This is a genomic window from Nostoc sp. 'Lobaria pulmonaria (5183) cyanobiont' (assembly GCF_002949795.1).
Lineage (GTDB): Bacteria > Cyanobacteriota > Cyanobacteriia > Cyanobacteriales > Nostocaceae > Nostoc.
This window is the reverse complement of sequence record NZ_CP026692.1, coordinates 1977700-2004065: the sequence shown is the minus strand read 5'-3', so window position 1 is coordinate 2004065 and position 26366 is coordinate 1977700. Positions and strand designations below refer to the sequence as shown.

Annotated in this window: 21 protein-coding genes and 1 pseudogene; 11 read left to right on the top strand and 11 right to left on the bottom strand. The window is 39.8% G+C overall.

Annotation, left to right across the window (positions count from 1 at the left end; translation table 11 throughout):
• Positions 1–160 precede the first annotated feature (160 nt).
• The gene (locus NLP_RS08640) at positions 161–1414 is read left to right on the top strand and encodes a DUF4912 domain-containing protein (RefSeq protein ID WP_104906039.1); all 1254 of its coding nucleotides are present in this window, start codon (positions 161–163) and stop codon (positions 1412–1414) included.
• 84 nt (positions 1415–1498) lie between these two features.
• A complete protein-coding gene (locus NLP_RS08635; protein ID WP_104906038.1) occupies positions 1499–2425 on the top strand; it encodes a phosphodiester glycosidase family protein in 927 nt (308 codons plus the stop codon).
• A gap of 167 nt (positions 2426–2592) precedes the next feature.
• Here the strand turns inward: NLP_RS08635 and crtR are convergent, their stop codons facing one another.
• Positions 2593–3654 (bottom strand): beta-carotene hydroxylase, encoded by a 1062-nt coding sequence (crtR, locus tag NLP_RS08630; RefSeq protein ID WP_104906037.1) that lies wholly within the window; start codon positions 3652–3654, stop codon positions 2593–2595.
• A 985-nt stretch (positions 3655–4639) separates the two neighbouring features.
• On the opposite strand from crtR, the gene NLP_RS08625 reads away from it, so the two are divergent.
• Positions 4640–5062 carry a lysozyme inhibitor LprI family protein gene (locus tag NLP_RS08625; RefSeq protein ID WP_104906036.1) on the top strand — a complete coding sequence of 141 codons (423 nt, stop codon included), beginning with the start codon at positions 4640–4642 and terminating at the stop codon, positions 5060–5062.
• A 463-nt stretch (positions 5063–5525) separates the two neighbouring features.
• On the opposite strand, the gene NLP_RS08620 is transcribed toward NLP_RS08625, so the two are convergent.
• The 8 genes and pseudogenes from NLP_RS08620 to NLP_RS08585 all read right to left on the bottom strand — a co-directional run bounded on the left by NLP_RS08620 (position 5526) and on the right by NLP_RS08585 (position 12815).
• Positions 5526–6233, bottom strand: coding sequence for an actin-binding WH2 domain-containing protein (locus tag NLP_RS08620; RefSeq protein WP_104906035.1), 708 nt, complete (start codon positions 6231–6233; stop codon positions 5526–5528).
• A 42-nt stretch (positions 6234–6275) separates the two neighbouring features.
• The gene (locus NLP_RS08615; protein WP_104906034.1) at positions 6276–6980 is read right to left on the bottom strand and encodes an actin-binding WH2 domain-containing protein; all 705 of its coding nucleotides are present in this window, start codon (positions 6978–6980) and stop codon (positions 6276–6278) included.
• A gap of 29 nt (positions 6981–7009) precedes the next feature.
• Positions 7010–8551 (bottom strand): FAD-dependent oxidoreductase, encoded by a 1542-nt coding sequence (locus NLP_RS08610; protein WP_104906033.1) that lies wholly within the window; start codon positions 8549–8551, stop codon positions 7010–7012.
• Between the two features lie 258 nt (positions 8552–8809).
• Entirely contained in the window at positions 8810–10837 is a 2028-nt protein-coding gene (locus NLP_RS08605; RefSeq protein WP_104906032.1) for a pentapeptide repeat-containing protein, read from the bottom strand.
• A 75-nt stretch (positions 10838–10912) separates the two neighbouring features.
• On the bottom strand, positions 10913–11137 hold the full coding sequence (locus tag NLP_RS08600) for a hypothetical protein (protein WP_234017253.1): 225 nt from the start codon (positions 11135–11137) through the stop codon (positions 10913–10915).
• A 157-nt stretch (positions 11138–11294) separates the two neighbouring features.
• A pseudogene (locus NLP_RS08595) lies at positions 11295–11452 on the bottom strand (IS4-like element ISSysp3 family transposase); the annotation flags it as partial.
• A gap of 83 nt (positions 11453–11535) precedes the next feature.
• Positions 11536–11964, bottom strand: a complete 429-nt coding sequence (locus tag NLP_RS08590; protein ID WP_104906030.1) for a hypothetical protein — start codon at positions 11962–11964, stop codon at positions 11536–11538.
• On the bottom strand, positions 11961–12815 hold the full coding sequence (locus tag NLP_RS08585; RefSeq protein ID WP_104906029.1) for an FAD-binding domain-containing protein: 855 nt from the start codon (positions 12813–12815) through the stop codon (positions 11961–11963). The genes NLP_RS08590 and NLP_RS08585 overlap by 4 nt, the downstream gene beginning before the upstream one ends.
• Positions 12816–13057: 242 nt before the next feature.
• Between NLP_RS08585 and NLP_RS08580 the strand changes: the two genes are divergently transcribed.
• The 5 genes from NLP_RS08580 to NLP_RS08560 all read left to right on the top strand — a co-directional run bounded on the left by NLP_RS08580 (position 13058) and on the right by NLP_RS08560 (position 18381).
• A complete protein-coding gene (locus NLP_RS08580; protein ID WP_104906028.1) occupies positions 13058–14842 on the top strand; it encodes a serine/threonine protein kinase in 1785 nt (594 codons plus the stop codon).
• A 176-nt stretch (positions 14843–15018) separates the two neighbouring features.
• The gene (bcp, locus tag NLP_RS08575) at positions 15019–15498 is read left to right on the top strand and encodes a thioredoxin-dependent thiol peroxidase (protein WP_104909813.1); all 480 of its coding nucleotides are present in this window, start codon (positions 15019–15021) and stop codon (positions 15496–15498) included.
• Between the two features lie 191 nt (positions 15499–15689).
• Complete coding sequence (locus tag NLP_RS35765; RefSeq protein ID WP_325034728.1) at positions 15690–16028, top strand: hypothetical protein; 339 nt, start codon at positions 15690–15692, stop codon at positions 16026–16028.
• A gap of 565 nt (positions 16029–16593) precedes the next feature.
• A complete protein-coding gene (locus tag NLP_RS08565; protein WP_104906027.1) occupies positions 16594–17220 on the top strand; it encodes a type I restriction endonuclease in 627 nt (208 codons plus the stop codon).
• Positions 17221–17223: 3 nt separating this feature from the next.
• Entirely contained in the window at positions 17224–18381 is a 1158-nt protein-coding gene (locus tag NLP_RS08560; RefSeq protein WP_104906026.1) for a cysteine desulfurase family protein, read from the top strand.
• A 42-nt stretch (positions 18382–18423) separates the two neighbouring features.
• Here NLP_RS08560 and NLP_RS08555 read toward each other — a convergent pair whose 3' ends face one another.
• On the bottom strand, positions 18424–20205 hold the full coding sequence (locus tag NLP_RS08555; protein ID WP_104906025.1) for a GmrSD restriction endonuclease domain-containing protein: 1782 nt from the start codon (positions 20203–20205) through the stop codon (positions 18424–18426).
• Between the two features lie 108 nt (positions 20206–20313).
• A complete protein-coding gene (locus NLP_RS08550; protein ID WP_104906024.1) occupies positions 20314–21273 on the bottom strand; it encodes a 1-aminocyclopropane-1-carboxylate deaminase/D-cysteine desulfhydrase in 960 nt (319 codons plus the stop codon).
• Between the two features lie 220 nt (positions 21274–21493).
• Here NLP_RS08550 and NLP_RS08545 point away from each other — a divergent pair, with 220 nt between their 5' ends.
• The 3 genes from NLP_RS08545 (at position 21494) to NLP_RS08535 (ending at position 25751) form a co-directional block, all read left to right on the top strand.
• On the top strand, positions 21494–23224 hold the full coding sequence (locus tag NLP_RS08545; protein WP_104906023.1) for a diflavin flavoprotein: 1731 nt from the start codon (positions 21494–21496) through the stop codon (positions 23222–23224).
• A gap of 117 nt (positions 23225–23341) precedes the next feature.
• A complete protein-coding gene (locus tag NLP_RS08540; RefSeq protein WP_104906022.1) occupies positions 23342–23863 on the top strand; it encodes a phosphate-starvation-inducible PsiE family protein in 522 nt (173 codons plus the stop codon).
• A gap of 151 nt (positions 23864–24014) precedes the next feature.
• Complete coding sequence (locus NLP_RS08535) at positions 24015–25751, top strand: diflavin flavoprotein (protein WP_104906021.1); 1737 nt, start codon at positions 24015–24017, stop codon at positions 25749–25751.
• The last annotated feature ends 615 nt before the right edge of the window (positions 25752–26366 follow it).

Genomic DNA, 26366 nt, shown 5'->3' with positions numbered 1-26366 from the left:
AAAGGATATTGGCTCGATTTAAAAACAGATTAAAAAACTTAAAAACTGGGCAAAACCAGGAGTCAGGAATAAGAAATTCATCTGGAATGGATGAGATTTTATATAGCATTCTTTAACCAGGGGAAATCATTTACCGCTTAAACTACTGGAGGCCAAATTAATGGCAAAAGAACGCCCGCCACTAGAGGAGATGACCTTACGCCAACTACGCAAAGTTGCTAGCGAATATAGCATCTCTCGCTATAGCAGAATGCGTAAATCACAACTGTTGACATCAATACAAGAAGTCCAGCGTAGCAAAAACTTACTCAGTCCATCTCGTTCATTGGAGGCACAAGAAACCGTGGAAGCTGCAAAGTTTGAATTAGGTCAGGAAGATCGTACTGGCGGATCTTTGGCTGACGTTGATGAAGGACTGGCAGATTTGCCCTCTGGCTATGGTGAAAGCCGGATTGTACTTTTACCGCGCGATCCTCAATGGGCTTACACTTACTGGGATATTCCCAATGAACACAAAGAGGAACTGCGTCGGCAAGGCGGACAACAACTGGCACTACGGATTTATGATGTCACCGACATCGATATCGAATATCAAAGCCCACATAGCATTCAAGAATATCCTGCTGATGAACTAGCTAGAGAATGGTATCTACCAGTGCCAGTTAGCGATCGCGATTATACGATCGATATTGGCTATCGTGCTGCTGATGGTCGCTGGTTAGTACTAGCTCGTTCTAGTAGAGTACACATTCCTCCCGTCTATCCTTCTGACTGGATTGAGGATGTCCTCATCACTGTAAATTTTGAAGAAGATTTACGTGGCACAACTCAGTACGAACTAGTTCCTCCTGCCAAGAAAGTTGCAGCTACCGCCAATGGCAATGCTGTTGTAAATGGCAACGGCAACCCTATCTACGACGAAATCTTTGGTTTAGCGGAATCTGCCGAAGCACAAAGGGTTGCTGGTTCTATCTTCGGCTCCCAACAAGGTGCAGTGCGTCCTGAACAAGCCATTAGCTCCTACATTTTCCCATCTGGTGTCGGTCTGTGGGCAACTCCCACTATGTCTGGCTTAACCGCTTCCGGTGCAGGAATGTCAGGTGTTGGCTTCTCGGCTTCTGCCGTACCAGTGCGTCCGCGCCAGTTCTGGTTAATTGCCGATGCTGAGTTGATAGTCTACGGTGCAACTGAACCCGATGCTACCGTAACCATTGGTGGCCGTCAAATTCAGCTAAACCCAGATGGAACATTCCGCTTCCAGATGTCCTTCCAGGATGGTTTAATTGACTACCCAATTTTGGCTGTAGCTGCTGATGGTGAGCAAACCCGGTCAATTCAGATGAAATTTAATCGTGAGACACCATCTCGGAATACTAACACCAAAGAAGAAGCTGTCTTAGAATGGTTCTCTTAAGTTTTGGCTCTGAGATTGACTCCAGACTGAAATTTTAAATTATTCCCCGCTATAGTAATTCTGTAGCGGTTTTTTTATATTATTATGTCTACAAAAAAAATATTTTTGTTATTTATCTTGATAATCAGTGCAAGCTTATTATCAGGTTGCCAAAAGATAGAAGCAAATTTAGTCCCAAAAGCGTCTAAAAGTTGCCCTGGCAAAGATGCCAACTTCAGTATTGATTTTTTTAGAACCAATAATCAAGGTAAAAAAAATTCCAAAGGTATTAACAATGTGATTATTTTTAATCCCAAATCACCAGATTTAGATTTCAAAGTTAATGTTGGTCTATCTCATAAACTTTACGCGAAAGATAGTAGAGGTAAACTACGTAAAGAATATGTAGCAAAACAGTTTCATGAACTCATCGCTGATGAAAATGCCAAGTTAAACGGACAGCTACCTATTGCCGCAATTAATGCCGACTATATAGATACTGATGATAAACCACAAGGCTTAAATATTTCTCGTGGCGTAGAGTATTCAGGAGCATTTAAAAATAAACGTTCTTCCTTTGGGATATCAGGAGGTACACCCCAGCAGCGACAGGCTACTATTCAAGCTGGCAGAAGAGAAAACGATATTCTCAATTACAATTTAGTGGGCGGTAATGGCAGATTTTATCGTCAGGGTAAGTTTAAAGATATTTGTGAAGATTTGGGAGAATTTGCTTGTAAAAATGCAACTAATCGCTCTCTGGCAGCTATCACTAATCAAGGCTATGTAATTTTATTAGTTAATGACTTGAAAGCTAATTCAGATATTGAATTATCTCAACTTAATCGAGAGTTAATGCCAGATATGTTTGATAATGTCTTGGAAGGTATTGCTAGCAATAACTGTTTAGGTAAGATTCAAGAAGGGATTTTATTTGATGGAGGTATGTCTCCAGGATTGTATTACAACCAGAAAACTTATGTAGAAAACCTTGGGCCGATTGGTTCAGTTTTTTTAATTTACAAAAAATAAAAATAGTTATATTCCCACAGTTACTGCACCCCTCCCTGATGCTTTCGCGAGGTGGGGTGATTCGGGTTTAATAAGTCATTAAGCGGATCTGATATAATTACCCAGACTTAATATTATTGATTATTTACAAATGACCAAGAACTAATGACTAATTCACGAGTTAATGCTTATTTACGACTTTGTGATTCATCGGAAATTTTAGTTTTTTGATGAGAAAAGCGAATTCCTACAAAAATATCGTAAATAAACTCTAAAAAGTCTTTTTTTTGTAGTAATCCTGAAGTTTGATAACAGCCTTTTTCATCTAACAAAGGCTTCATTAGATAATATGTAGACTGATATTTGTACCAGGGAATACAAGTCCATAAATGATGAATTAAATGGTAGTTCTGACCTAAAATCAGGATGTTAAGAATTGGGCTGGGGTATACACGAGCATTTTTCCAGCGATCGCGTTCAACAAAGGGACGATGGGGCAAATAATCAAAAAATAAGCCTAATATTAATCCCACTATACCAGAAGGTACAACCCAAAAATTGAGAACGTACATTAAAAAATGATATTGAACTGAGATATAAACAATGGCAACAACAATTAAGCGGCTAATTAACCATTCCCATAGCTCATATTTGCGCCACAGTCGCCGTCGAAAGAAAAATACCTCGTGAGACAAGAATCGAAATGCAATCAGCCACAGTGGGCCACCTGTAGAAACAAAATGATCTGGATCGTCTTTGGGATGGTTGACATGAGCATGATGCTGCAAATGTACTCGTGTAAATACTGGGAAAACGAACCCTAGCATCAAGGCGCTACCATGCCCTAGCATGGCATTAATGACTCGATTGCGGTGGGCAGATTGGTGACAAGCATCATGAATTACTGTTCCAGCACAATGCAAAGCAATAGTGTTAAAACTAAAACACAGCCAGTCTGGCCATTGCCAAAGCCAGTAACCACAATGAGATGACACCAGTACTGTCACGGATGCAAAAAACAGTAGTAGTGTAGGATTGAAATCACCGGGAGGCGCTAACAATTCCTTTGGTGGAACTTTCAGTAGTTTATGTGTTTCTGAAGTTACCGTTATTACTTCTGTATCTACTACGTCTTTAAAGATGACTTCCAAGTTGTTGCCATTTAGCTTTTTATAGTCATCAACGGCTGGGTCGATGATGATTAGGCTTTTGTCCGGGATGTCAAAAAAATTAGGATCTAAAGAGGTCATAATTTTCCTGGTCTTGATTCGTTGATAAAATGGGTTTGAAATCCCAAACTCAGCCAGCACAGAATAGATTTCTTGCCCCGATTAGAGAGATGAAAAGATTGAAAATTTAGCCAATACTCTTCTCTATTCAAATTAGGTATGGACTGTAAGAGATAGGGAATATAAAAAATTTTGAATTCCTTGCTAAACTACACACATAAACAAAATATTTGATTTTTCATTTTGGTAATTAGTCCTGTTACTCATAATGCCAGCCACAACGGCATACATAGATTTTGGTTTGATATCGACATTTAGCGATTTGCCCAGGCAATGTTTTTTCCAATGTGCTGAAATTGTGCTTTGTTATTGCTTTTGTAAAAAATAATTTTCAACAATATAAAGAATACAGTTATTTTAACGATCGACGCAAGAGTTTTGTCGGAATTTGACGTATAATAAAAATCTTTTAGACATAGATATCACACTTTTAACAAAAATGCATATTTTATTTGCTTAAATAAAGAAATCATCTTTTTCCTAACCGATGCAATAAGTATATATACTTGCGATCGCTTGCCCCCTTTTAATTCCGTGCAGTTGCTTGCTGTCTTCTTCTTTTAACCAAAACTCCATTACGGGAGCGTACTGGTAGCCAGAATAGAGAAAACTTAGTACAGCTAACCCTGAAGTTCGTAGCGAATGGACTCAAACAAACTTTGCGCTCCTCTGCGCTATACTCTGCGTCCCTCTGCGTTTAAACTCAAACCCTCAATTGGTCACGAATTTACGAAACTGTGTACTTAGCGCGAACCATAACACCTACAGCAGAATTCAGAATTCAGGAGTAAAACACTTTTTATATCTGGGTAACAGACGAATCGTTGTATACTTCACTTTCCTTGAAATCTGCTGTATTTTTGGAGCATACCAGTTCCTAATCTGATAGTGAGTTCGACACTACCTAAAATATTAGATTTCTATACTTAACAATAAAGGTTTTGCTATGCGTCAATTATTACTAGTTTTGTCCAGTATACTAACTCTCAGCAGTTTAAATACCTCCGCCATGACAATAGCAGACACAACGCCTGATTTATCTGAGATGCGCTTAGTTCAAAAGCTCAACTGCAATAATCCTCAAACTCAAGCAGCAATTAATGAATGTACGAAGTTATCTTATCAGAATGCAGATAAAAAACTAAATCAAGTTTATCAACAATTGATATCTACATTAGAAAGCCCTAGAAAACAGAAATTGATTGCTGCACAGCTAGCATGGATAAAATTTCGAGATAATAATTGTGAGTTTGAGAGAAGCAAATATGAGGGCGGAAGTATTGCCTCTAGCATTTATTCTGGTTGTTTGGAAAATACTACAAAACTGCGTACCCAACAATTACAAGAATATCTCAAAACTGACCCTTAAGCCTGAAGTAGGGGCGCACAGATGTTATTGATGTAAATTAAGCTGAAAGGCAGTCTAAAAGGAGCTTTTAGAGATTAGTAGGAACTTACGCAAAAAACCTCTCTAACTCTTATTCCTCTGTGTTCTCTGCGTTTTCTGTGGTTTGATTTTCCGTTACCTGTGCGTAAGTCCTGATTAGATTTCTTGCATGAATCAAAAGCCCTCACCCTAAATCCCTCTCCCAAGCTTGGGAGAGGGACTTTAAAATTGGCTCCCCTTCTCCCAATTTTGCCAGAAGGGGTGCGGGTATGTAGCAAGAACCGATAGGGTGGGCAAATTTTGCATTTGTGCAAAGGTTAAAACTCTTTGTCAAAGCCAATTTTTTTAACGAACCGCAGAGGCGCAGAGAACACAGAGAAAAGGAAAAAATCCTTAACTGAACTGTATTGAGATATAAAGTGTGTTTTACTCCTGAATTCTGAGATTAGCGCAAACCTAAAATTTCGGAAATCGCCGCTACAATATCCAAATAAAAGTTGCCTTTGACTGCTCGAAATAATTCAAATTTAGAGTCAGGGGCACCAAAAAACGGTCTGAGAAACCATCCTAACTGCATACCAACAAAGGCATAAAGCAATAACCAGGATCTTAAAATAGTGGTGCGGGTTTTTTTGCCAACTTCATCTTGTTCAGAAAGTAATTGCATTCCTTCATAAAGGAATTTCACGCCAAATATGCCTGTAATGCCAAAAATAAATACATTCAGCAGTTTAAAAAATTGATAAGAATCGGGTGTAGTAATCAGAAAAAATAGCGTAACTGGTGCCAAGCTAAATAAAAGTACGCTAATCACTGATACAGATGTGAGTAATACAACGAAATGCTGTAAAATACTGCTCCGAGAACCAAACAAAACATTGAAAAAGAACAAAGTCGGGAAACAAATAATCAGTGTGATTAAATAGAATACCGGAAGCTTAATAGCACCCGATAATGCCTGTGCCCAACTGTGGGATGCACCGATAATTGCTCCATAAAGGGCAAAAAATATAGAACTAGATACAAACAAAGAACTGATTTTATTTTGTAATCGCACTCCCTGACGAATTTCTTCTAAGAATGATTGGCGATCGCGCAGTAAATTAACCAAAACAGCAAATTGTTTAATTCCGCGATTTTGCTTTTCCGGCATAATTTTATAGGTTGTATATTTTCTGGAATTACTAATGAATAATTAACGGAATCCAAAGAGATAGCTAATAGATTTAATGACGCTTAAATAGAAATTACCTTCTCTTTCACGGAATAGTTCAAAAGCAGAACCAGGTGTGCCAAAAAACGGTCTGAGAGTCCATCCTAACTGACTGCCTACGAAAGCGTAAAGAAATAGCCAAAATTGTAAAATTTTCTGGCGTGTTTTGCTACCTTCATTATCTTGTTCTAAAACTAAACTCGTGGCTTGATATAAAGACGAAACACCAATAAATCCAGTTATGGCAAAGATAAAGACATTTAACAAAATTAGAAATTGGTAATTATTGGTAGTAATCAAGAAAAACAGTGTGATTGGGGCAAAGCTAAATAAAAGTACGCTAGTGACTGAAACCGCAGTTAAAACTAATGCTAAATGCTGTGCAAAAGTCCGCTTGGAACCAAAAATAATGTTGGCAAAGAACAACGTCGGGATACAAATCAAAAGTGTGATTAGATAAAGGGCTGGGAGTTTAATGGCGGAAGATATAGCTTGCATCCAGCTATGGTATGCACCAATGATTCCGCCATAAGCAGCGATAAATAAGGAACTGCAAACTAGCAAAGAAATTATTTTATTTGGTAATCTCGTACCTTGACGAACTTCCTCTAGAAATCCTTGGCGATCGCGCAGGAATCCAATCAGCACTGCAAAGTATTTGATTCCTGAAGATTTCCGTTCAATCATGTTATCCTCACACCGATATTATTCTAAGTTTAATCTGAGTAATCACCGCCAGAACCATACTTCCAAGCATCAATCAAACGATGCCAATAATATTGTTGTTCGTTCGGTTGATTGTTAATCCATGTTTCTAGCATTGGACTTAGCAAAAGCAAGGCAGTGTATACACCTAAATTACTGTAATGTAACATCCAATCTAACAAACTTGCCAAACCTACTTGCGGAATTATCTTGGCAACTAATGCAGGATGATAGAAACCAGTTTTTAACAGTGTTTGCGTTAGTGCCGAAAACTGCACTATATCTTGTAAAAATGGTTTTAACACTGGTGTACCCAACTGTTGCATTTCTTGAAATACTGCTGAGAGTAATTGGTTAATTTGATCTGGGGCAATTTTCTGATTTACACCAACACTCATCGCCCTTTGAAACAACCAGGTAACAGTCAAACTTGGCTGATAAGGTTGCAGCAGTGTTAACGCTTTTGCAGATAATTGTTCTGTTTCTAGCGCTTCATAAATGCCATAAGTTAAACGCTTCAGGTGACGCACCATTGCCCCAAAACCACCAAAACTCAAGGGAGATTGACTACCACTGCTGTCTCCGGCTGGTAGAATGCGACTCCAAGGGGTTTTTAGCGGACTTTGGCGATAGGTGGGAAAGAAACCAAATAGTGCCCGTTGAAATTTCAGGTTGCTCAATTCCACTCCCTGATATTCTGGTAAAAGACGCAGATATTCCTCAAATAGAGCTTCTAAACTCAAACGTTGGGGATGTGCATCCATGTAGGTAAATAAGTAAGTGGTTCTCCCATCCCTGGCTGGGAAGGCTTCCCAGAAGTACTGGCATTGATTCTGCAAAGATGTGAATGATAATAACAAGTCGCCTGAGTTATTTTCTGGAAAACCTTGGGCGCAACTTCCCACAACCAAGCATAAAGCGTCTGGTTTTTTGCCTTGGCGTGCTTGTTGGGTTATGGGTGAAAAATGTCCCATCGCGTCGATTAATAAGCGAGTTTTGAATTGCTTATTTACCATCACCCCGTCGGGATGAACCACTGCTTCGGTAAAGGGTGTATTTTCTAACAACTTTCCCCCAACGGCGAGAAATCGGGTTTTCAAGGTAGCTAGTAGATAAACTGGATCTACGCCAATATTCAAAACATCCTCGACCCAAACTTCTGTACCGCCAGCAAAACTAACTCGTGCTGGGTTATATTGAGTGGCGATCGCACTTGCTAATTCTTTCTCAGTCAGCAAGTTCAATTCCACAAACACATCTAATTCTTTGCGAGAAATATTCCATTCTTGTTCTCTCCCTCGCAAAATACTCCGTTCCATCAATGCTACCCGCAGTCCCTTTACCGCTAAGGCGCAACCAATTAAAATGCCTAAAGTGCCACCGCAGATAAGCACATCGAAATCTACAACACCTAAAGGCTGTTGACTTTCTTTAACTAACGTTGGGATAGGTGCGGTGTTTTCGCGCACAGATGTGAGGATGCGATCGCCTTGGCGCAACCCTCCGAAAACATCGCCGGGTAATTGGGAAAGAATTTCTTCAGTTAAAGACATTTTGGAAAAACTTAACTCTACATTCCAAAACTACCTGAGAATGAAGAAAGTAGATATGATCATGGTCAGATAAATCGTAATTAGAACAGGACTGACGCAAGAGAGATCCCCCCTAACCCCCCTTAAAAAGGAGGGAACCGAAATCAAAGTCCCCCTTAAAAAGGGGGATTTAGGGGGATCTAAAACGTTTTGCTACCGACCAAAGAACTTTTAAAATATCCTCTTAAGGATTTTTTATTCAAAAGACCTCACGTTAAATTATCCTAAACCGAATAGTTTAGAAATCGCAGGCAATAATTTATTAGTCGCTTCAACTAGAGAAGCAACAGCAGGTAAGCCGGTAAATATTCCCTTCAACATGGTGATTGCAGTTTTCGCCGTCTTTTGCTTAGTGGATTCTTGAGGATTTTTACCCGCTTCTGCCAAAGTGTTCACCTGTTCTAGCGCTTCGGCTTTGTCTTCTTCTGGCAAATATGTGGATTGGATGATTGCATCTTGCAACTGCGACAATAATTCTTTGATTCCTGGTTTATCGGCATCTGGCGCATCAGGTAACTGATTGAGGGCAATACTCACGTTACCGCTAATGTTTCCTAGATTAGCAATAGAATTATTGCCAGCGATACCGCTAACATTACTGCTACCTTGAATATTGATGCCACTGATATCAGACATGATGGTATTTCCTTGTGTATTAAATTTAGGCTGCTGGAATGCAGTTTGTATCGTAGTTACTAACTGACTAATGTAATTATCTTTTTCTACCAGCAATAATTGCTGACTCTGCGATAAAGTTTTGAGTTGATTATAATCATCAAAATATTCGGCACTCAGTTGAGATTTATCGCTACTGGGTGCGGTTTTGGCTCTGAGCAAGATTTTATCATCGCCGCGTTTCTCCATTGCCACGATTTCTAACTCGGCTTCGGGATGGTTTTCCGCAAGGTTTTTGAAAGCTATGGCAACAGCGCGGGGGTCAACGCCTTGATTATGGTAAAGGTCGAGGGTATCAAAAATTGGCTTGATAAAGTCGGCAAAATCCCCGTCCTCGAATACGTCTTGTTTATTATCAGGTTTGCGGAGAGGGTCAGGGTCTTCTTTTGTGGGTAAACGCATAAAGACATATTCACACCTCACCCCATGCAATTTAGTTGTATTTGTAATGCCCCAATCTTCAATGTAGGCGCCGGTAAGGGTTGCACCTGTTAAATCTGTGCCGTCTAGTTGGGTTTGCTTCAGCTTTGCTCTTGACAAATCGGCATCTTGCAAGTTGGCTTCACTGAGATCGATGCCGATAAAACTGGCATCTGCTAGGTTAGCTTTTTTTAAGTTGATACCCCGCAGGTTTTCACGGTCAAATTTTGTATCTTGTCCCTGTCCTGTAACCAGCAGTTGACGTACTTGTGAGTTTTGAAGATAAGTTGAACCAGGACGAACACGGTCAAGCATTTTGGCTTGATGCCAACGGCTACAGATAAGAATAGTGTTTCGGAAATCTGTACTTTTGAGTGTGGCTTGGGTGAAATCAGCATTGGTTAAATTAGCGCCACGAAAACTTGTACCTCCTGTAGCAGCAAAGGCGATCGCGATATTGCGAATTAAGGAGTGTTTTTGATCTCCTTTCATGGCTCGCCAGCTGATGTAGATACTAAATAACGTTCCGGCTCCGGCTACGGCTACGGCTACGGCTACGGCTACGGCGAAGGCTCCGGCTCCGGCTCCGGCGAAGGCTACGGCGAAGGCTCCGGCTACGGCTACGGCGAAGGCTACGGCGAAGGCTACGGCGAAGGCTCCGGCTCCGGCGAAGGCTCCGGCTCCGGCTCCGGCTCCGGCTCCGGCTCCGGCTCCGGCTCCGGCTACGGCGAAGGCTCCGGCTCCGGCTCCGGCTCCGGCTACGGCTACGGCGAAGGCTACGGCGAAGGCTCCTAAACCAGCTATTATTCCTTGGCGAATCGTGATGACGAAAAAGACAATCAATGTGATTAGAGTAACCCAGGCTGCAATTTGGATCTCACGGGATGAGTTAAATATCTGCAACACCAAGTAACCATTGACAGCCCATAAATATCCTGACAGTCCTGACAATAAGAATGAGATAATAACTAAACCAATTGCCCAACGCCGTTGCAGTCCTGCTTTGGCGTGACTGAAGTTTGCCCCTATCAGGTTAGCGTTAGTGAAGTTTGCCCCTCGGATATCGGCATAGCTAAAGTTTGCACCCGCAAGGTCTTGTCTACCTTTGAAGTTGCGTCCTCGGAGATTTTGACCGGAGTAGTCTTCAGCCATGTTGCACTTTATAGAAGTGAGCAAATTTTACTACACGCTCACCCCTGTACATTTAGGAATGGTTAGATATATTTATTAGTTGAGGTTCAAAGGTGCAACTTCGAGGATAAAAGCCGCAACTTCGAGGTTTAGAAGGTCATTGTTGAGCCTTAGAAGGTCAACGTCGAGCCTTAGAAGATCAATATCGAGGATAAAAGGTGCAATTTCGAGGATTAAAGGCGCAACTTCGAGGTTTAGAAGGTCAATATCGAGCCTTAGAAGGTCAACGTCGAGCTTCAGAAGGTCAATATCGAGCATCAAAGACTCATTTCTTGCCCTTTTATATTAAAACGCGATGTGCGACTTCATATTCTGACCTCTCTCCTTTTCAGCTATGGTGCATACACAAATCTGAAATAGCTTACTCACTTGGTTTTTCGCGTCAGTTTTACCCCACCCTAACCCTCCCCTTATAAAGCTACGATGTACACACAAGTTCGCCCAGAGCGAGTTTCCAGCCAAAAAAGGTGGATTCAAACTGCTCAAGTCCGCGACTCAAAGTAGTACGGGAGGTTTTTGAGACTTGTAACCAGACCAGCCACCAAGCCCTTGCATAATCCAAGTAGCCCAATGCATCGGGGGGATTAAGGGCGTAAATCCAGGGTTTGCGCTTCATTACCAAGATGTGTGTACACCGTAGCCCAAATTAGGAGAGGGATTTAGGGTGAGGGCTTTTGATAAACATAATTTTGAGCCACTTTCCAGTAGCGCGAAAAGCGTTTTAAGTCAATATAGCCGTCATAGTCAAAAAATGGTTCTACCTGTAACACTTCCACTGCTATAGAACGCTCCATTTGATTACAGATATCATCAAATCGGGGGCTGGGACTATCGGCTGTGACAACTAAATTGGCATCATGTTCTTGAGCAAAAGCTAAAATTTCTTGTGCTACATTGCCACGACGAATAACAACAGGTAACTCTAGCAAACATTCGTAGATAAAAGTCAGACGTTTAAGACTCAATTGCCATTCCTCTATCAAAGCCTCATCCCAAACCCAGATAGCTGGGGCATCGGGATATTTTTGCAATGTGGGATTATTTGGACTGAGGCAATCTCCATGTACCCAAACAATTGGTTTATTCATTTTTTACTTTTCTTTCCACGTTGCCAACTTTGGCTATTGGCTTGTTTGCTAAATTCGCCTTTGGGAAAAAGTCGCTGTTCTAATTCTTCATAACTGCCTTCAAAATCACAATGACCGTAAAGGGGACATTTCTGACAATAAATACTTTTGGTGTAGCGTTCTAAGTTTTCACGGTTGAAAAAATACGGTTTCTGACTAAAAGTGCTAGTAACCCACTGCCATGACATATTATTACTAGCAGGATCTCCATCTAAAAGATGTTCAAGAAACCATTTAGCTCCTGCTTGCCAACGAATACGCCGCCAATGGACAATATAAGCCGCTAGCCACATTCGTGCGTGGTTATGTAAATAGCCAGTTTCTCTCAAATCACCACTGAAACTGTCAATGCAAACTCTGCCTGTAGTTCCTTCTCTAATATCTTGCGGCAATTCGGGTGCATATTCGCTCACAGTGTAACCAGTTTTGTAATCTTCCTGGTCTTTCCAGATTTCATCCCCCAACTTCATATACAGCCGTTGCCAATAGTCACGCCAACCTAACTCGTTAATTAGTTTTGTCGCATCATCTTGGTGTTGTACCTGGTCAAGGACGTAATCTCGAATTTCTCGCAAACTCAAAACGCCATAGCGGATGTAAGGTGAAAGTCGCGTGACTGCACCTGTGAAGAAATTACGTGTTTGGGCATAGCGGAGGGGATCGATTTTTTGCAGCGCTTCTTCTGCTGCTTTGCGTCCCCCTAGAGTTTCGCTGATGTGGTCATCGCGTTCTGCTGCACCTGGGAATTGTTCGCGCAGGTAGGCTACCAACTCATCGCGGTTGGTAAATTGGCGTTGCATATCTTTAGTCATGTGAACGTTGAAGTGTGGAATAAATAAACAAAATATTTGTAGGCTAAGTCATTATTATGGTGGATAAATATAAGCGATCGCTCTCACCCTGATGAGAGAACTTTTTTCATGGTAAGCAAATATAAATGGGTGCGTAGCCTAGCAATAACCACAGGCATCGTTCATTGTCCTAATTTTTACTGGTGACGTAAATATCCCAGTAAGGCTAGACTATCAGGGCAAACTGTGTTGCAAAAAACACCATGAACCTCTGCAACAATCCCCACTGCCCAAGACCTCAAAATTCTGAAAATATACTATTTTGTCAAGCTTGTGGCTCAGAATTGCTCTTAGAAGGACGGTATCGAGTGACTCGCCAATTAGGCGCTGGTGGTTTTGCCAAGACATTTGAAGTCAACCACGGTAACACTCTCAAAGTCTTAAAAGTTCTAATGCTGGATGATGCCAAGGCAGTATCGCTGTTTCAGCAAGAGGCACAAGTCTTAAGCCATCTGAATCATCCAGGAATTCCAAAAGGAGATGGGTACTTTGCCTTCTCTCCCAAAAATAGCCAAGCGCCACTATATTGCTTGGTAATGGAGAAAATCGAGGGGTTAGATTTGCACCAATATATGGAACAACGAGGTAATCGCCCCATAGATGAAAAATTAGCACTTTTATGGCTAACCCAGTTGACAAATATTTTGCATGAAGTACATCAACAGAACTTTTTTCATCGAGATATCAAACCACCAAATATTATGCTTAAAGCAGATGGACATCTGGCTTTGATAGACTTTGGTACAGCAAGAGAAGTTACATCAACCTATCATCAAAAAGCAGCAGGGCAAAATATAACAGGTATTATTTCACCAGGCTACACACCACTAGAACAAGCCAATGGTAAAGCTGTACCACAATCAGACTTCTTCGCCCTTGGTCGGACATTTGTTTATTTACTTACTGGCAAGTCTCCAGATCAATTTTCTGAAGACCCGCGAACTGGTAAGTTAATGTGGCGAGACAGTGCCTTACAAACATCTAAACAGGTAGCTGGTTTGATTGATTATCTGATGGAAGCATTTCCTGGCAAGCGTCCTCAAAATGCCCAAATGATTTTGAGGTGTCTATCAGAAATTAATTCAACTGTACAGTCATATTTTCTTTATTCTTCAGGATCACAATTACCACCTACAGAAATAGAAAAGCCTAGACAAAGTAGGCAAGTTAAAACGTCAGCAGCTACTCAAATTCAATCTTCAAAAACTAAAACTAATATATTTTCTAGTAAGACTGCCCAAATTACAGGTGGAGTAATTGGTTTCGCTATACTATTTTTAATTAAATTCGGTAGTCGAGAAATCTATAAGCCTTTTCAGTCTCATCCAAGTCAGCCAGTGGTAACTTCAACACCAACTGAGCTACAAGCAAGTAATTCTGAGGAATCAGCAAATAATTCTGAGCAAGCAAGTACTGATTCAATGAGTCAACAACCTTCTATTTCCGAGGAAAATATATCTTCAGGTGTTCCATCTGGTTGGAATAAGTTTGAAGGTGGTGGTGCAGAATTGTGGTTGCCTCCAAGTTGGGAAGGTGGCGATCCCAGTCAAAATCTAGATGCAATGATTAGAAAAATAAAAAGCCTTGGTTCAACCTGGGAAGGGTCTGCTCAAATGCTGAAACTAAACCTTTCAGCCTTTTCTATCTTGGCTTTTGATTCGTACAAGGGTGAATCAAGCTTCCCAACTAGTGTAATTGTCTCCTATGAAAAAATACCTATCAAGATGAATTTAGAAACTTATTTACAAGAGACACTTAATAAGTTTCCTTCTGATATTCGGGTGATAAATGTAAAGACAGGATCTATTGAAGGTTATGAATTAGGAAAAATAATCACAGAAATACCGCTTCGGGGTGCTAAACAAATATACTATTTAATTAAAGACAGAAGCAGTATTAGGGGTGTAATTTTTTCTACTAGTTCCAATGAATTTGAAGGACGCTTACCAGTATTTGAAGCAAGTGTTCGTACCTTCTCAGTTAAGTAGTAGCTTGGAAGTAAAAATTGCTTCTAATTGTTTGGGTTTTGCTATTGTTCAACCAAAACTAATACTATTCGTAATTAGTGGTTACGTGTCATCGCTCAATATACTCAATATATGTACTGTACAATTCTAAAGCGATGTCTACAAGCTACGCTTACGCAATCTCTCCTACCTTCATCATGAGCAACATTCCCCAAGTCGGACAACCAGCGCCAGATTTCTCCACCCCTGACCAAAATGGCAATGCAGTCACTCTCGACGACCTCAGCAGTCAATGGGTTGTCCTCTACTTCTACCCTAAAGATGACACACCCGGTTGTACCACCGAAGCGAAAGATTTCACCGAGTTGTATCAAGACTTCAGCGCACTGGGAGCAAAAATCTTAGGTGTAAGTCCAGATTTGGGTAAGTCCCATTGTAAATTTATTAGCAAACATAACTTGTCAATCACCCTTTTAAGTGACCCAGAACATATTTTGATTGAAGCCTACGGCGCTTGGCAATTGAAGAAGTTTATGGGCAAAGAATATATGGGTGTTGTTCGCTCAACCTTTTTAATTTCACCGGATAAAATTATTGTCTATGCTTGGCCTAATGTAAAAACAAAAGGTCATGCTCAGGCAGTTTTAACTAAATTGCAGGAATTAGCAGCCACTTAACGCAACTGGATGCTAAAAACTGCTAGCGTGATAATTAAAGTCAGGAATTAAACTTTTTGCAAGTTTAAATAAACATGATTCAAGTTATCCAAGCTCAAAATGTCACTCTTGCCTACTTAAAGAAAAAATTTGCTTTATACAAATCTGAAGATGAGCAATTTTTTACAGAGTGATTTGACTACATCCTTGAAATGACTGAATTAGAAAAGCAATATTTAGACAGAGTTAAAAATAACTATCTCAATGTCCTTGAAAATGCTCCTCTTTTAGAAGAAGCTGTAAAATTGGTAGTATTATCTCCGTTACTAGATTTAGCTGGTTTTTATCGTTCTCCTTTTTATATTGCTACAGAAGAAAGTGTAGAGATTAGCGAACAAGTTATCATTGATAATAAATTAAACACCGAAGAGAGTAAAGAAATCATTAAAGGTAAAATTGATGTCTTGGTTCTCCAAGAGCAGATATGGTTACTGGTAATTGAATCTAAGAGGTCTAGTTTTCCTTGGCAAAGGCGATTCCTCAAGCTTTGACTTATATGTTGGCAAATCCTCAGCCTGAGCATCCTGCATATTCCTTAGTAAGGAATGGAGAATATCTCCAATTTATCAAGTTGATAAAACAAGATAAACCAATGTATGCTTTATCTGATAGATTCACTTTATATAGACGTGATCATGAATTATATAAAGTTTTGAATATACTAAAAAAAATAGGTCAATTTTTAAATTAATTATCTTTGCTCTTTCTCTCTAGTGGTGTGTCAAGCTGAAATTGATGAATAAGCAATTTAGTAGTAAGGACTTCAGTTCTTATTTACTAGGCACTAAAGTGCTTACTACAAACCCTCAAAATTATCTTGACAGACCAATATGTTAATACTGTAACAGTGTCATAATAGTTAAACTGCGTCCACGTTGAAAACCGTAGTTCTGTATGAATAGAAAAACCCTCATCCCCCAGCCCCTTCTCCCAATATTGGGAGAAGGGGAGCCGGAAAGAAGTCCCTCTCCCAAGTAGGGAGAGGGATTTAGGGTGAGGGCAAAAACTACGGTTCTCAACATAAATGAGGTTTATATTGCATTTCTTAAATAAATTATGGTTCAATTTATCCAAGCACAAAATGTCGGGCTTGCCTATTTGGAGGAAAAATTTAGTCTACAGCTAGCAGAAGATGAGGCATTTTTCACAGAATGGTTTGAAAATTTACCGGAAATTACAGATTTAGAAAAGCCAGATTTAGACAGAATAAAACTTCATTATCTCCGTTTAGTCAAGCATCCTCCTTTGTCAGAAGAAACGGTAAAATTAGTAGTTTTATCTCCTTTACTCAATTTAGCTGGATTTTATGATGAGCCTTTTTATATCAGAGGCGAACAATCAATAGAACTTTCTGCCGAAGATGAAGGAGAAATTATTAGAGGTAGAATTGATATTTTAGTTATTCAAGAACAATTCTGGTTGTTAGTAATTGAATCTAAAAGGTCTAGCTTTTCTCTTTTAGAAGCTATACCTCAAGCACTTGTTTATATGCTAGCTAATCCTCATCAAGACAAACCTAGTTTTGGATTAGTAACAAATGGTAGTGATTTTATTTTCTTGAAACTGACAAAAGAAAATCAGCCAAAGTATGCTATGTCTGATAAATTTACGCTTTTGAAACGAAAAAGTGAACTTTATCAGGTTTTAAGTGTATTAAAAAATTTGAGTCAAATTTTGAGTTAATTTATGTCTATTCGCCCTATCTACCTTGATTGTCACGCTACCACACCTGTAGATGAACGGGTATTAGCAGTAATGCTTCCTTATTTTACAGAACACTTTGGCAACCCAGCTAGTATTAGTCATGTTTACGGTTGGGAAGCAGAAGCTGCTGTGAAGCAAACACGAGAAATTTTAGTAGCAGCAATCAACGCCACACTAGAAGAAATTGTTTTTACGAGTGGGGCAACAGAAGCAAATAATCTAGCTATTAAAGGTGTTGCCGAAGCTTATTTTAAAAAAGGTCAGCATATTATTACTATTGCCACTGAACATAGTGCAGTAATCGATCCTTGTAATTATTTAAAAAGTCTCGGTTTTGAAATTACTATTCTCCCTGTCCAAAAAGATGGATTGATTGATTTAATTGAGTTAAAAAACGCTTTCCGTCCTGAGACGATTTTAGTATCGGTGATGGCTGCAAATAACGAAATTGGCGTGTTACAGCCATTGGCAGAAATTGGGGAAATGTGCCATGAACACCAAATTCTATTCCATACCGATGCTGCCCAAGCTATTGGTAAAATTCCCTTGGATGTGCAGGCGATGAAAATTGACTTGATGTCACTCACAGCACATAAAGTATATGGCCCCAAAGGTATTGGAGCGCTGTACGTCCGCAGGCGCAACCCCAGAGTACAACTAGCTCCCCAGCAGCACGGCGGCGGACACGAGCGGGGGATGCGCTCTGGTACATTGTATACACCGCAAATTGTCGGCTTTGGCAAAGCTGTAGAAATCGCTTTGGCTGAACAAGAGACAGAAACCCAACGCCTCACTCAGTTAAGACAAAGATTGTGGGAACAGCTTTCGCAAGTTGAAGGAATTCATTTCAACGGACATCCTCAACAGCGATTGGCGGGAAACTTGAATATCAGTGTTGAGGGAGTGGATGGAGCCGCACTTTTGCTAGGATTGCAGCCAGTAATGGCAGTTTCTTCTGGATCTGCTTGCTCGTCAGCAACTACTGCACCTTCCCATGTTCTTACAGCACTGGGACATTCAGAAAAGCTAGCTTATGCTTCGGTGCGGTTTGGTATTGGACGGTTTACTACAGAAGAAGAGATTGATATTGTGGCGAAACATGCGATCGCTACTATTCAAAGTTTACAGAATAAACGGTAAGCATGAAAACCAGCAATGCCTCTTTTTAGGAAAATCGCTTTTCTAAAAATGGATATTATCTGTGGGATTACCCATATCAAAAACCTTAAATTCAATTCCTTCTAACTTCAGCTTCAAAGCCTCTAATAACAGGTTTACCCTTTCTTCAATAAAAATAGTTAGGGCGTGTTCAGGAAGTGCATCGCCTCTTGACCATTCAAGAATGATTGTCGGTATAAGATGAGAGCGTAGCACTGTCTCTAAACCAGGCTCGTCATATTCTTTGAGATAATGTAATGGATTTCTATCGCTAATTTTCAAATTAGTTATTTGAGACAGATAGGCAATATTCATCAAGCTGTCAGATTCTATTTGACTAGCAATACCACTCTGTTTAATAAAGTTAACTGGAAATATATGGTGCAAGTTAGGCTTATCTGTTAGCAAATAATAAACATCAGACAAAATATCTCTATGAGGTTTTGCCCAATCTTGCGGCTTGTGGTTTGCATAAAGTGATAGTATTGCTCTGGATAAGCGACCTCTATAACTATAGAAAGATTTCCTGAGAGAATTCTTATCAATATCAAATTGATTGAATGAGTAAGTACTATTAGCCTTTTGCTGATTAACAAAGTCTATATGTTTCCAGAGGTGAGAAGTGTTTGTTAGTAACTCTGCATTATGAAAACTATAATACCAAAAATACTTACCTAGAAAACTATAATCTGGTTTATCATTCCGATAAAAGTATGCTGTGATAGTCAGGTATAAATATCGGTAAGGAATTAATCTTCCACCCTTTATATGCAAAATATTATCAAAGAAATCAAAAGTTTTAGCAACGGCTATTTTAAAATCAGACCATACAGCTTCAATATGCTCTGTTTTTAGCTTATTAAGATACATATCAGTAATATTTTGTATCCCAGCTTCGGGAAATTCAGATTTTACTACTACAGCTAGCATTTGGAGCAATGTCCAATTATCAATACTGGCATATTGACTACTAGAAATAGTTTTTTTAAATTTATCAAATAATTCCCGAAGATAGAACCCAGAGATATTATTTGTCTTATTTTCAGAACGAAAAGTCTTAGCAACCACAATATCAAAGATATCCAAGGGTTTGCCAGCTTGATTAATCCGCTCAAATATTTGACAAACTTCCGCAACTTCAATACCTCTTAACTCAATAAAGGAAATTTTGTAATTAGCCAAAACTTCCCTAATTCTCCTAAATTGTTGCATATAAGAATGATCAAATTCTCTATTAACACTTACATAAATATTTCTTTCTATTTCCCCACGGTCTTTAATTATATCTATTAAGCTGACAATTAGTTTATCTTGATAACGTTGTTTTTTTCCAATATTTGCTTTTAGCTGACCATCTCTATCGTCTATTTCGTCCCAAAATAAAAACCTTTTTGCATAGCTGGTGTCATCAGTTGCATCAGTAAGTTCAATAGTCAAATCTATATATAGTGTTGGATCAAAGTTTTCGTTATTAGCAATCTTACCCCCATAGATTGATGTTAAGAGAGAAGTTGTTCTTTGTTGTCCATCTAAAATGTACTGATACTCATTAGAGTAAAAATTATCAGCAAATTTTATACCACCTATTTCCCTATGACTTTCTAACTTGGTATTAGTTTTCCAAATTAGAATACTTCCTAAAGGGTAAAACTTATAAATACTATCCCAAAGTTTTTTTACATTCTCTTTCTCCCAAACAACATCTCTTTGAAAAGTTGGAATTTGATACTTGTGTGAGAGAAGACTTTCTAAATAGAGAGGAATACTCTGAGCATCCGGTTTAATACGTTCAGTAGATGTAAACATAGAATTAACCTTACCTAACTTTGAGTAAATATCAAGATTGGCCTCTGAATTTCACTGGTTGTAGTAAAATTCCATACAAAGCTAACTGATATTTAATTAAGTGGCAACTCAGATTTTAGAAAATCTCTGCAAACTTTTCTCCATGCCAACGTTGCCTTGTAAGCCGCCTGTGTGTACCAGCAGTAAGGAATCGCCTCTACGAAAAAATCCCTGCTGTAGTAAATCCATCACTCCGTAAAACATTTTAGCGGTATATACGTAATCAAGGGGTACGTCATGTTCCTGTGTGAACTGCTGGCTGAACAGTATTAACTCGTCGTTCACCTTTGCATAACCACCAAAGTGGTAATCACATACCAATTCCCAGGAAGCGGGAGAACTATATGGTGCAGGTAAATCAGAGGCGAGGTAATTTGTCAACAAAGTTTCAATTTCTTGTGCAAGAAATGCGCCATTCTTCAATACAGGAAAAGCGATCGCTCTTTGTCCTTCATGCAACGAAAGCGCAATACCTGCTAGTGTGGTAGCTGTACCGCAAGCTACGCATATATGATCAAATGCGTAGGCGTAGCCAGCCGTAGGCATCGCACGATCAATTATCTCTGTACAGCCGCGCACACCATTTAAATTACTCCCACCTTCAGGAATGATAAACACCTTACCGAAACGTTGTTGCAGAGATTCTTCTAACGCTGGTGTATTGCGCTGTCGATACATCTCGCGGTTCAGATAGACAAGCTGCATACCCTGTTGTACAGCAAAACTCAGCGTCGGGTTTAACGGTAGCCTCTCCTCTCCACGAATTACCCCGATAGTGCGAAAACCGCAAAGATTACCAGCCGCCGCAGTTGCATAGATGTGATTAGAATAAGCGCCGCCAAAGGTTAGCAGCGTTGTGAAATTTTTCTCCTTAGCCTCCAAAAGATTGTATTTCAGCTTAAACCACTTATTGCCGTTAACCCACGGGTGCATAAGATCGAGGCGCAGCACATACAGATCAACACCAGCGTGACGGGCAATTTCGCTGTTGATTTGTTGTATAGGAGGACGAAGAAAGGTTAACGACATGCGTAAACATTCTAACTTAGTATTTACCTTTTCTCACGCTCATTATTGAAGATAAAAGTAATGATAAACATTGAACAATTCAATGGTAAATCAAGTTAAATGATGAATAAAGATTTCTGATGATTAGCTTTATAAATTGGCATTTTACTAATTGAGTATTTCAGGTAAATATAAGAAACATAACACTCGCTCCAGATAATATTCTTTTTGGAGAAAATAAATGGTTGCACTCACACAGCTTACTCAAGTTATTTCCAATCCTGGGCGTTTGACGATTGAAACTGTTGAAATTGCTCCTGAAACGACTGCTATACGTTGTCTCGATTGGGATAGAGAACGTTTTGATATCGAGTTTGGTTTACGTAATGGTACAACCTATAATTCTTTCTTAATTCAAGGAGAAAAAATTGCCTTAGTTGACACATCTCACCGCAAGTTTGAGCAATTATATCTTGAGATACTGGTGGAATTAATCGATCCGGCTAAGATAGATTACTTGATTATTAGCCATACAGAACCTGACCACAGTGGCCTAGTGAAAAATATTTTAGAATTAGCTCCCTCCATTACTGTTGTTGGTGCTAAGGTAGCTATTCAATTCCTAGAAAATATGGTTCACCAGCCTTTTAAATCAATGCAGGTGAAAAGTGGAGAGCGATTAGATTTAGGCAACGGACACGAATTAGAATTTATCTCTGCACCAAACTTACACTGGCCTGACACAATCTTGACCTATGACCACAAAACTTCCATTCTCTACACCTGTGATGTGTTTGGGATGCACTATTGTGATGACCACACTTATGATGAAAATATTACCTCAATAGAGGAGGATTTTCACTATTACTATGATTGTCTCATGGGCCCCAATGCCCGATCTGTCTTAGCAGCTTTAAAGCGGATTGAAAAGTTAGAAATAGGAACAGTTGCTACGGGACATGGCCCTTTATTACAACACTATATCTCGGAATGGCTCGGACGCTATCAAAACTGGAGTTTAGAACAAGCAAAAACAGAGACTTTAGTGTCTCTATTTTATGTTGAAGATTACGGACATAGCGAGCATTTAGTCCGTACCATAGCTCATGGATGCGCAAAAACAGGCGTAGCAGTCGAATTAATAGACCTCAATACTGCCGAGCCTCAAGAAGTTCGAGAATTAGTTGCACAAGCTTCTGGTTTAGTAATTGCAATGCCACCCCAATCTTCGGCGATCGCTCAAGCTGCTTTAAGTACAATTTTAGCTGCTGTTCACAAGAAGCAGGCAATTGGTTTATTAGAGTCGGGAGGTGGAGAAGATGAACCAATTTACCCATTACGTAATAAGTTTCAAGAACTGGGATTAACTGAAGCTTTTCCACCTATTTTAGTTAAGGAAATCCCTACCCAAGCAACAGAACAATTTTGTGATGAAGCGGGGATAGATATGGGTCAATGGTTGACCCGCGATCGCACCATCAAACAAATTAAATCTATCAATACTGAGCTAGAAAAAGCTTTAGGGCGGATTAGCACAGGATTATACATCATCACCGCCAAAAAAGGAGAAATTCAGAGTGCGATGTTGGCTTCTTGGGTGACACAAGCGAGTCTTGAGCCTTTGGGAGTGGCGATCGCAGTATCCAAAGATCGGGCAATTGAATCCTTGATGCACGTTGGCGATCGCTTTGTTTTAAATGTTTTAGAAGAAGGCAAATATCAAGGATTAATGAAACACTTTATTAAGCGTTTTGCTCCTGGTGCAGATAGATTTGCTGGAGTGAAAACATATCCAGCTAAAAATGAATCGCCCGTTTTAGCTGAAGCTCTAGCTTACATGGAATGTGAAATCACTAGCCGCATGGATTGTGGAGATCATTGGGTAATTTATAGCACAGTCCAAACTGGAAGAGTCGCCAAGCTAAATGCACTTACCGCCGCCCATCACCGCAAAATTGGCAATCATTACTAATTTGTCATTTGTCATTTGTAATTTGTCATTCTCCTTTATTTCCCCTGCTTCTTACAGACGCGATGAATCGCGTCTCTACCCACCCTTGTACGCGATTCATCGCGTCTCCCAACAACTATGTATAAATCTGTTGAAAACACCCCGATTACCATGTACGAAATCAATCGGGCGCGCGTTGTGCGAACCTTGGAATTTATCCAAGATATAATTGTAATTTCTTTGTGTATCGGTTTATTTAGCTTCATGGTGCTTCAGGTGAGAGATATGTTTCTCTCCTTACTTCCGCCTCTAGATTTTCATGCTGTTACTGCCGATATTCTCTTTTTACTTATCTTAGTTGAGTTGTTCCGACTGCTGATTATTTACCTACAGGAACATCGAGTATCTATTGGGGTAGCTGTTGAAGTTTCCATTGTTTCTGCTTTGCGAGAGGTCATTGTTAAAGGTGTTCTAGAAACAAGTTGGAGTCAAGTTTTAGCAACTTGTGCCTTTTTATTAGTGCTGGGAATACTACTGTTTCTCAGAGTTTGGCTACCCCCGACCTTTGAAGGTATAGACCCGGAACAAGAAGCATCTAAACGCTATAGAAGCCGAGCCAAGTCTGAATTAACACAAACCAATGGTCAACATAATTCGTAATTTATAATTCGTAATTCGTAATTGAAGAATACAAGCCCATAATATTCCTCAATAAAGACATAAAAATGTATAGCATTATTATTTCAAATTACGAATTACGAATTACGAATTACGAATTATTTGCCCAATTCCCAAATTAACAGAGGTTATTATGTCTACTGTCACATTAACGTCCAACCATAGCAGAGATGTACAAGTTGCTGAAATTGGTAAAAATACTCTGATTATGCGATCGCGGACTTGGGACAGACTAAAATTTGAGGTGGAGTATTCCCGCCAACGGGGAACTACAGCGAATTCTTATCTGATTCAAGCTGATAAAAAGGTTTTAATTGACCCTCCCGGCGAATCTTTTACCGATATTTACCTTGAGCAACTAGCACAACATCTAGATTTCATCTCCCTCGATTATATTGTTCTGAGTCATGTCAACCCGAACCGCAGAGCAACCTTGCAAGTATTGCTCTCTCTGGTTCCTCAAGCCACTATCATTTGTTCTCGCCCCGCCGCCAATGCTCTAAAAACTGCCTTTCCCGAATTTGAATCACCTATCCAAGTGATGCGATCGCAGGATACTCTAAATTTAGGACAAGGACATCTTCTATCATTTATCACCGTACCAACTCCCCGTTGGGCCGATGGACTTTGTACTTACGATTCTGCTACAAAAATTCTCTACACAGACAAACTTTTTGGCGCTCATATTTGCGAAGATACTTTGTTTGATGAAGATTGGAAGGGATTAGATGCGGAACGTCGTTACTATTTTGAATGTCTCCATGCGCCCCAAGCCAAACAAGTTGAAGTAGCCTTAGATAAAATATCGCTTTTGGGAGCTAGATGTTACGCCCCAGCACACGGCCCGGTTGTCCGTTACAGCCTCAGTCGTTTTACCTATGATTACCGTCAATGGTGTCAAGGGCAAAAATCTCAAGAGTTGAGTGTCGCTTTGCTTTATGCTTCTGCTTATGGAAATACAGCAATTATGGCGAATGCGATCGCTCAAGGTTTGATTCAAAATGGAGTTAATCTAGAATTAATCAACTGCGAACTAGCCGATTCTGCACAGATTAACCGCATTGTAGAAACCTGCGATGGCTTGATTATTGGCTCACCCACTTTAGGCGGCCATGCACCGACTCAAATTCAAACTGCTTTAGGAATAGTTCTCTCGGTGGCGGCTAAAACTAAGTTAGCAGGGGTGTTTGGTTCTTATGGTTGGAGTGGCGAAGCAATTGATTTAATCGAAAGCAAGCTCAAAGATGCTAATTATCAACTAGGATTTGAAACCATTCGGGTGCGTTTCAGTCCCACTCCTGAGATTCTCCAGCAATGTCAACAAGCCGGTGCTTCCTTTGCCCAAAACTTGAAGAAAACCAAAAAACTGCGGACTTCCCGCCAGATTGTCACAGAAACCCATGTAGATCGTACCGAACAAGCGGTGGGACGAATCATTGGTTCTCTGTGTGTTGTGACAACTCGTGATGAAGAAACTCACAAAGGGGTTTTAACTTCTTGGGTATCGCAGGCAACTTTTAACCCGCCAGGAATTATGATTGCGATCGCTAACGAGCAAAATGCAGATTTAATGCATCATCCTGGTGATAAATTTGTACTGAATATCCTTAAAGAAGGAAGAAATGTGCGGCGCTATTTTTCTCGTCATAGCACTTTAGGCGATAATCCCTTTGCAAATCTTGACACAAAAACTGCTCTGAATGGTTGTTTGATTCTGAATGAGGCATTAGCCTATTTAGAATGTACAGTGCAAAATCAGCTGGAATGTGGCGATCGATGGTTAATTTATGCTGTCATCGATGGCGGTGAAGTGTTGGAAAATGATGGTGTCACGGCTTTGGAACATCGGAAATCTGGCAGCTATTATTAATCTGACTGTTCACTAAGTAGTAGTGCAAAATTAAATATACATTTGTGATTGCGAATGAAGCGTTCGCAATGACATAAATAATTTTGTCTAATATCATGTCCGTTCAAATGTCATTGCGTTCGCCCTTGGCCTTCCCGTAAGGTACGAAGTGAAGCAATTACAAGGACTCTGCAATTGCTTCACTTCGTTCCACTCGCAATGTATATATTAGGGGTAATTTGCCGGACATCATACAACCACTTATTGTCTAAAAAACCTCTTTCTTCGTAGAGCTACGGTATACACACAAGTCTTATAGAGCAATACGCTTGGGTTAAGGCTAAAACTCTTTATCAAAGCAATACCTTTGCCAAAATAAGAGCCTACAAAAATTTTGGCAAAACTGGCAAAATGACCGATACATGAGCATTGAGCTGAAAAGGGAGCTTGGACTTTCAAACCCTTTATACTGCGGGCAATATATAAAAAAACCTTGCGCTCAACCTAGAAGGAATTTTTAGGACTTATTGTTTTTGCCAAGCCTTAGAGAAAAGGGAGTTAATACATTAACTCACCCTCGTAAATTGGCAAAGGTATTGTTGGTGGATACCAATTTCCTGGTCGCATACGTAGATA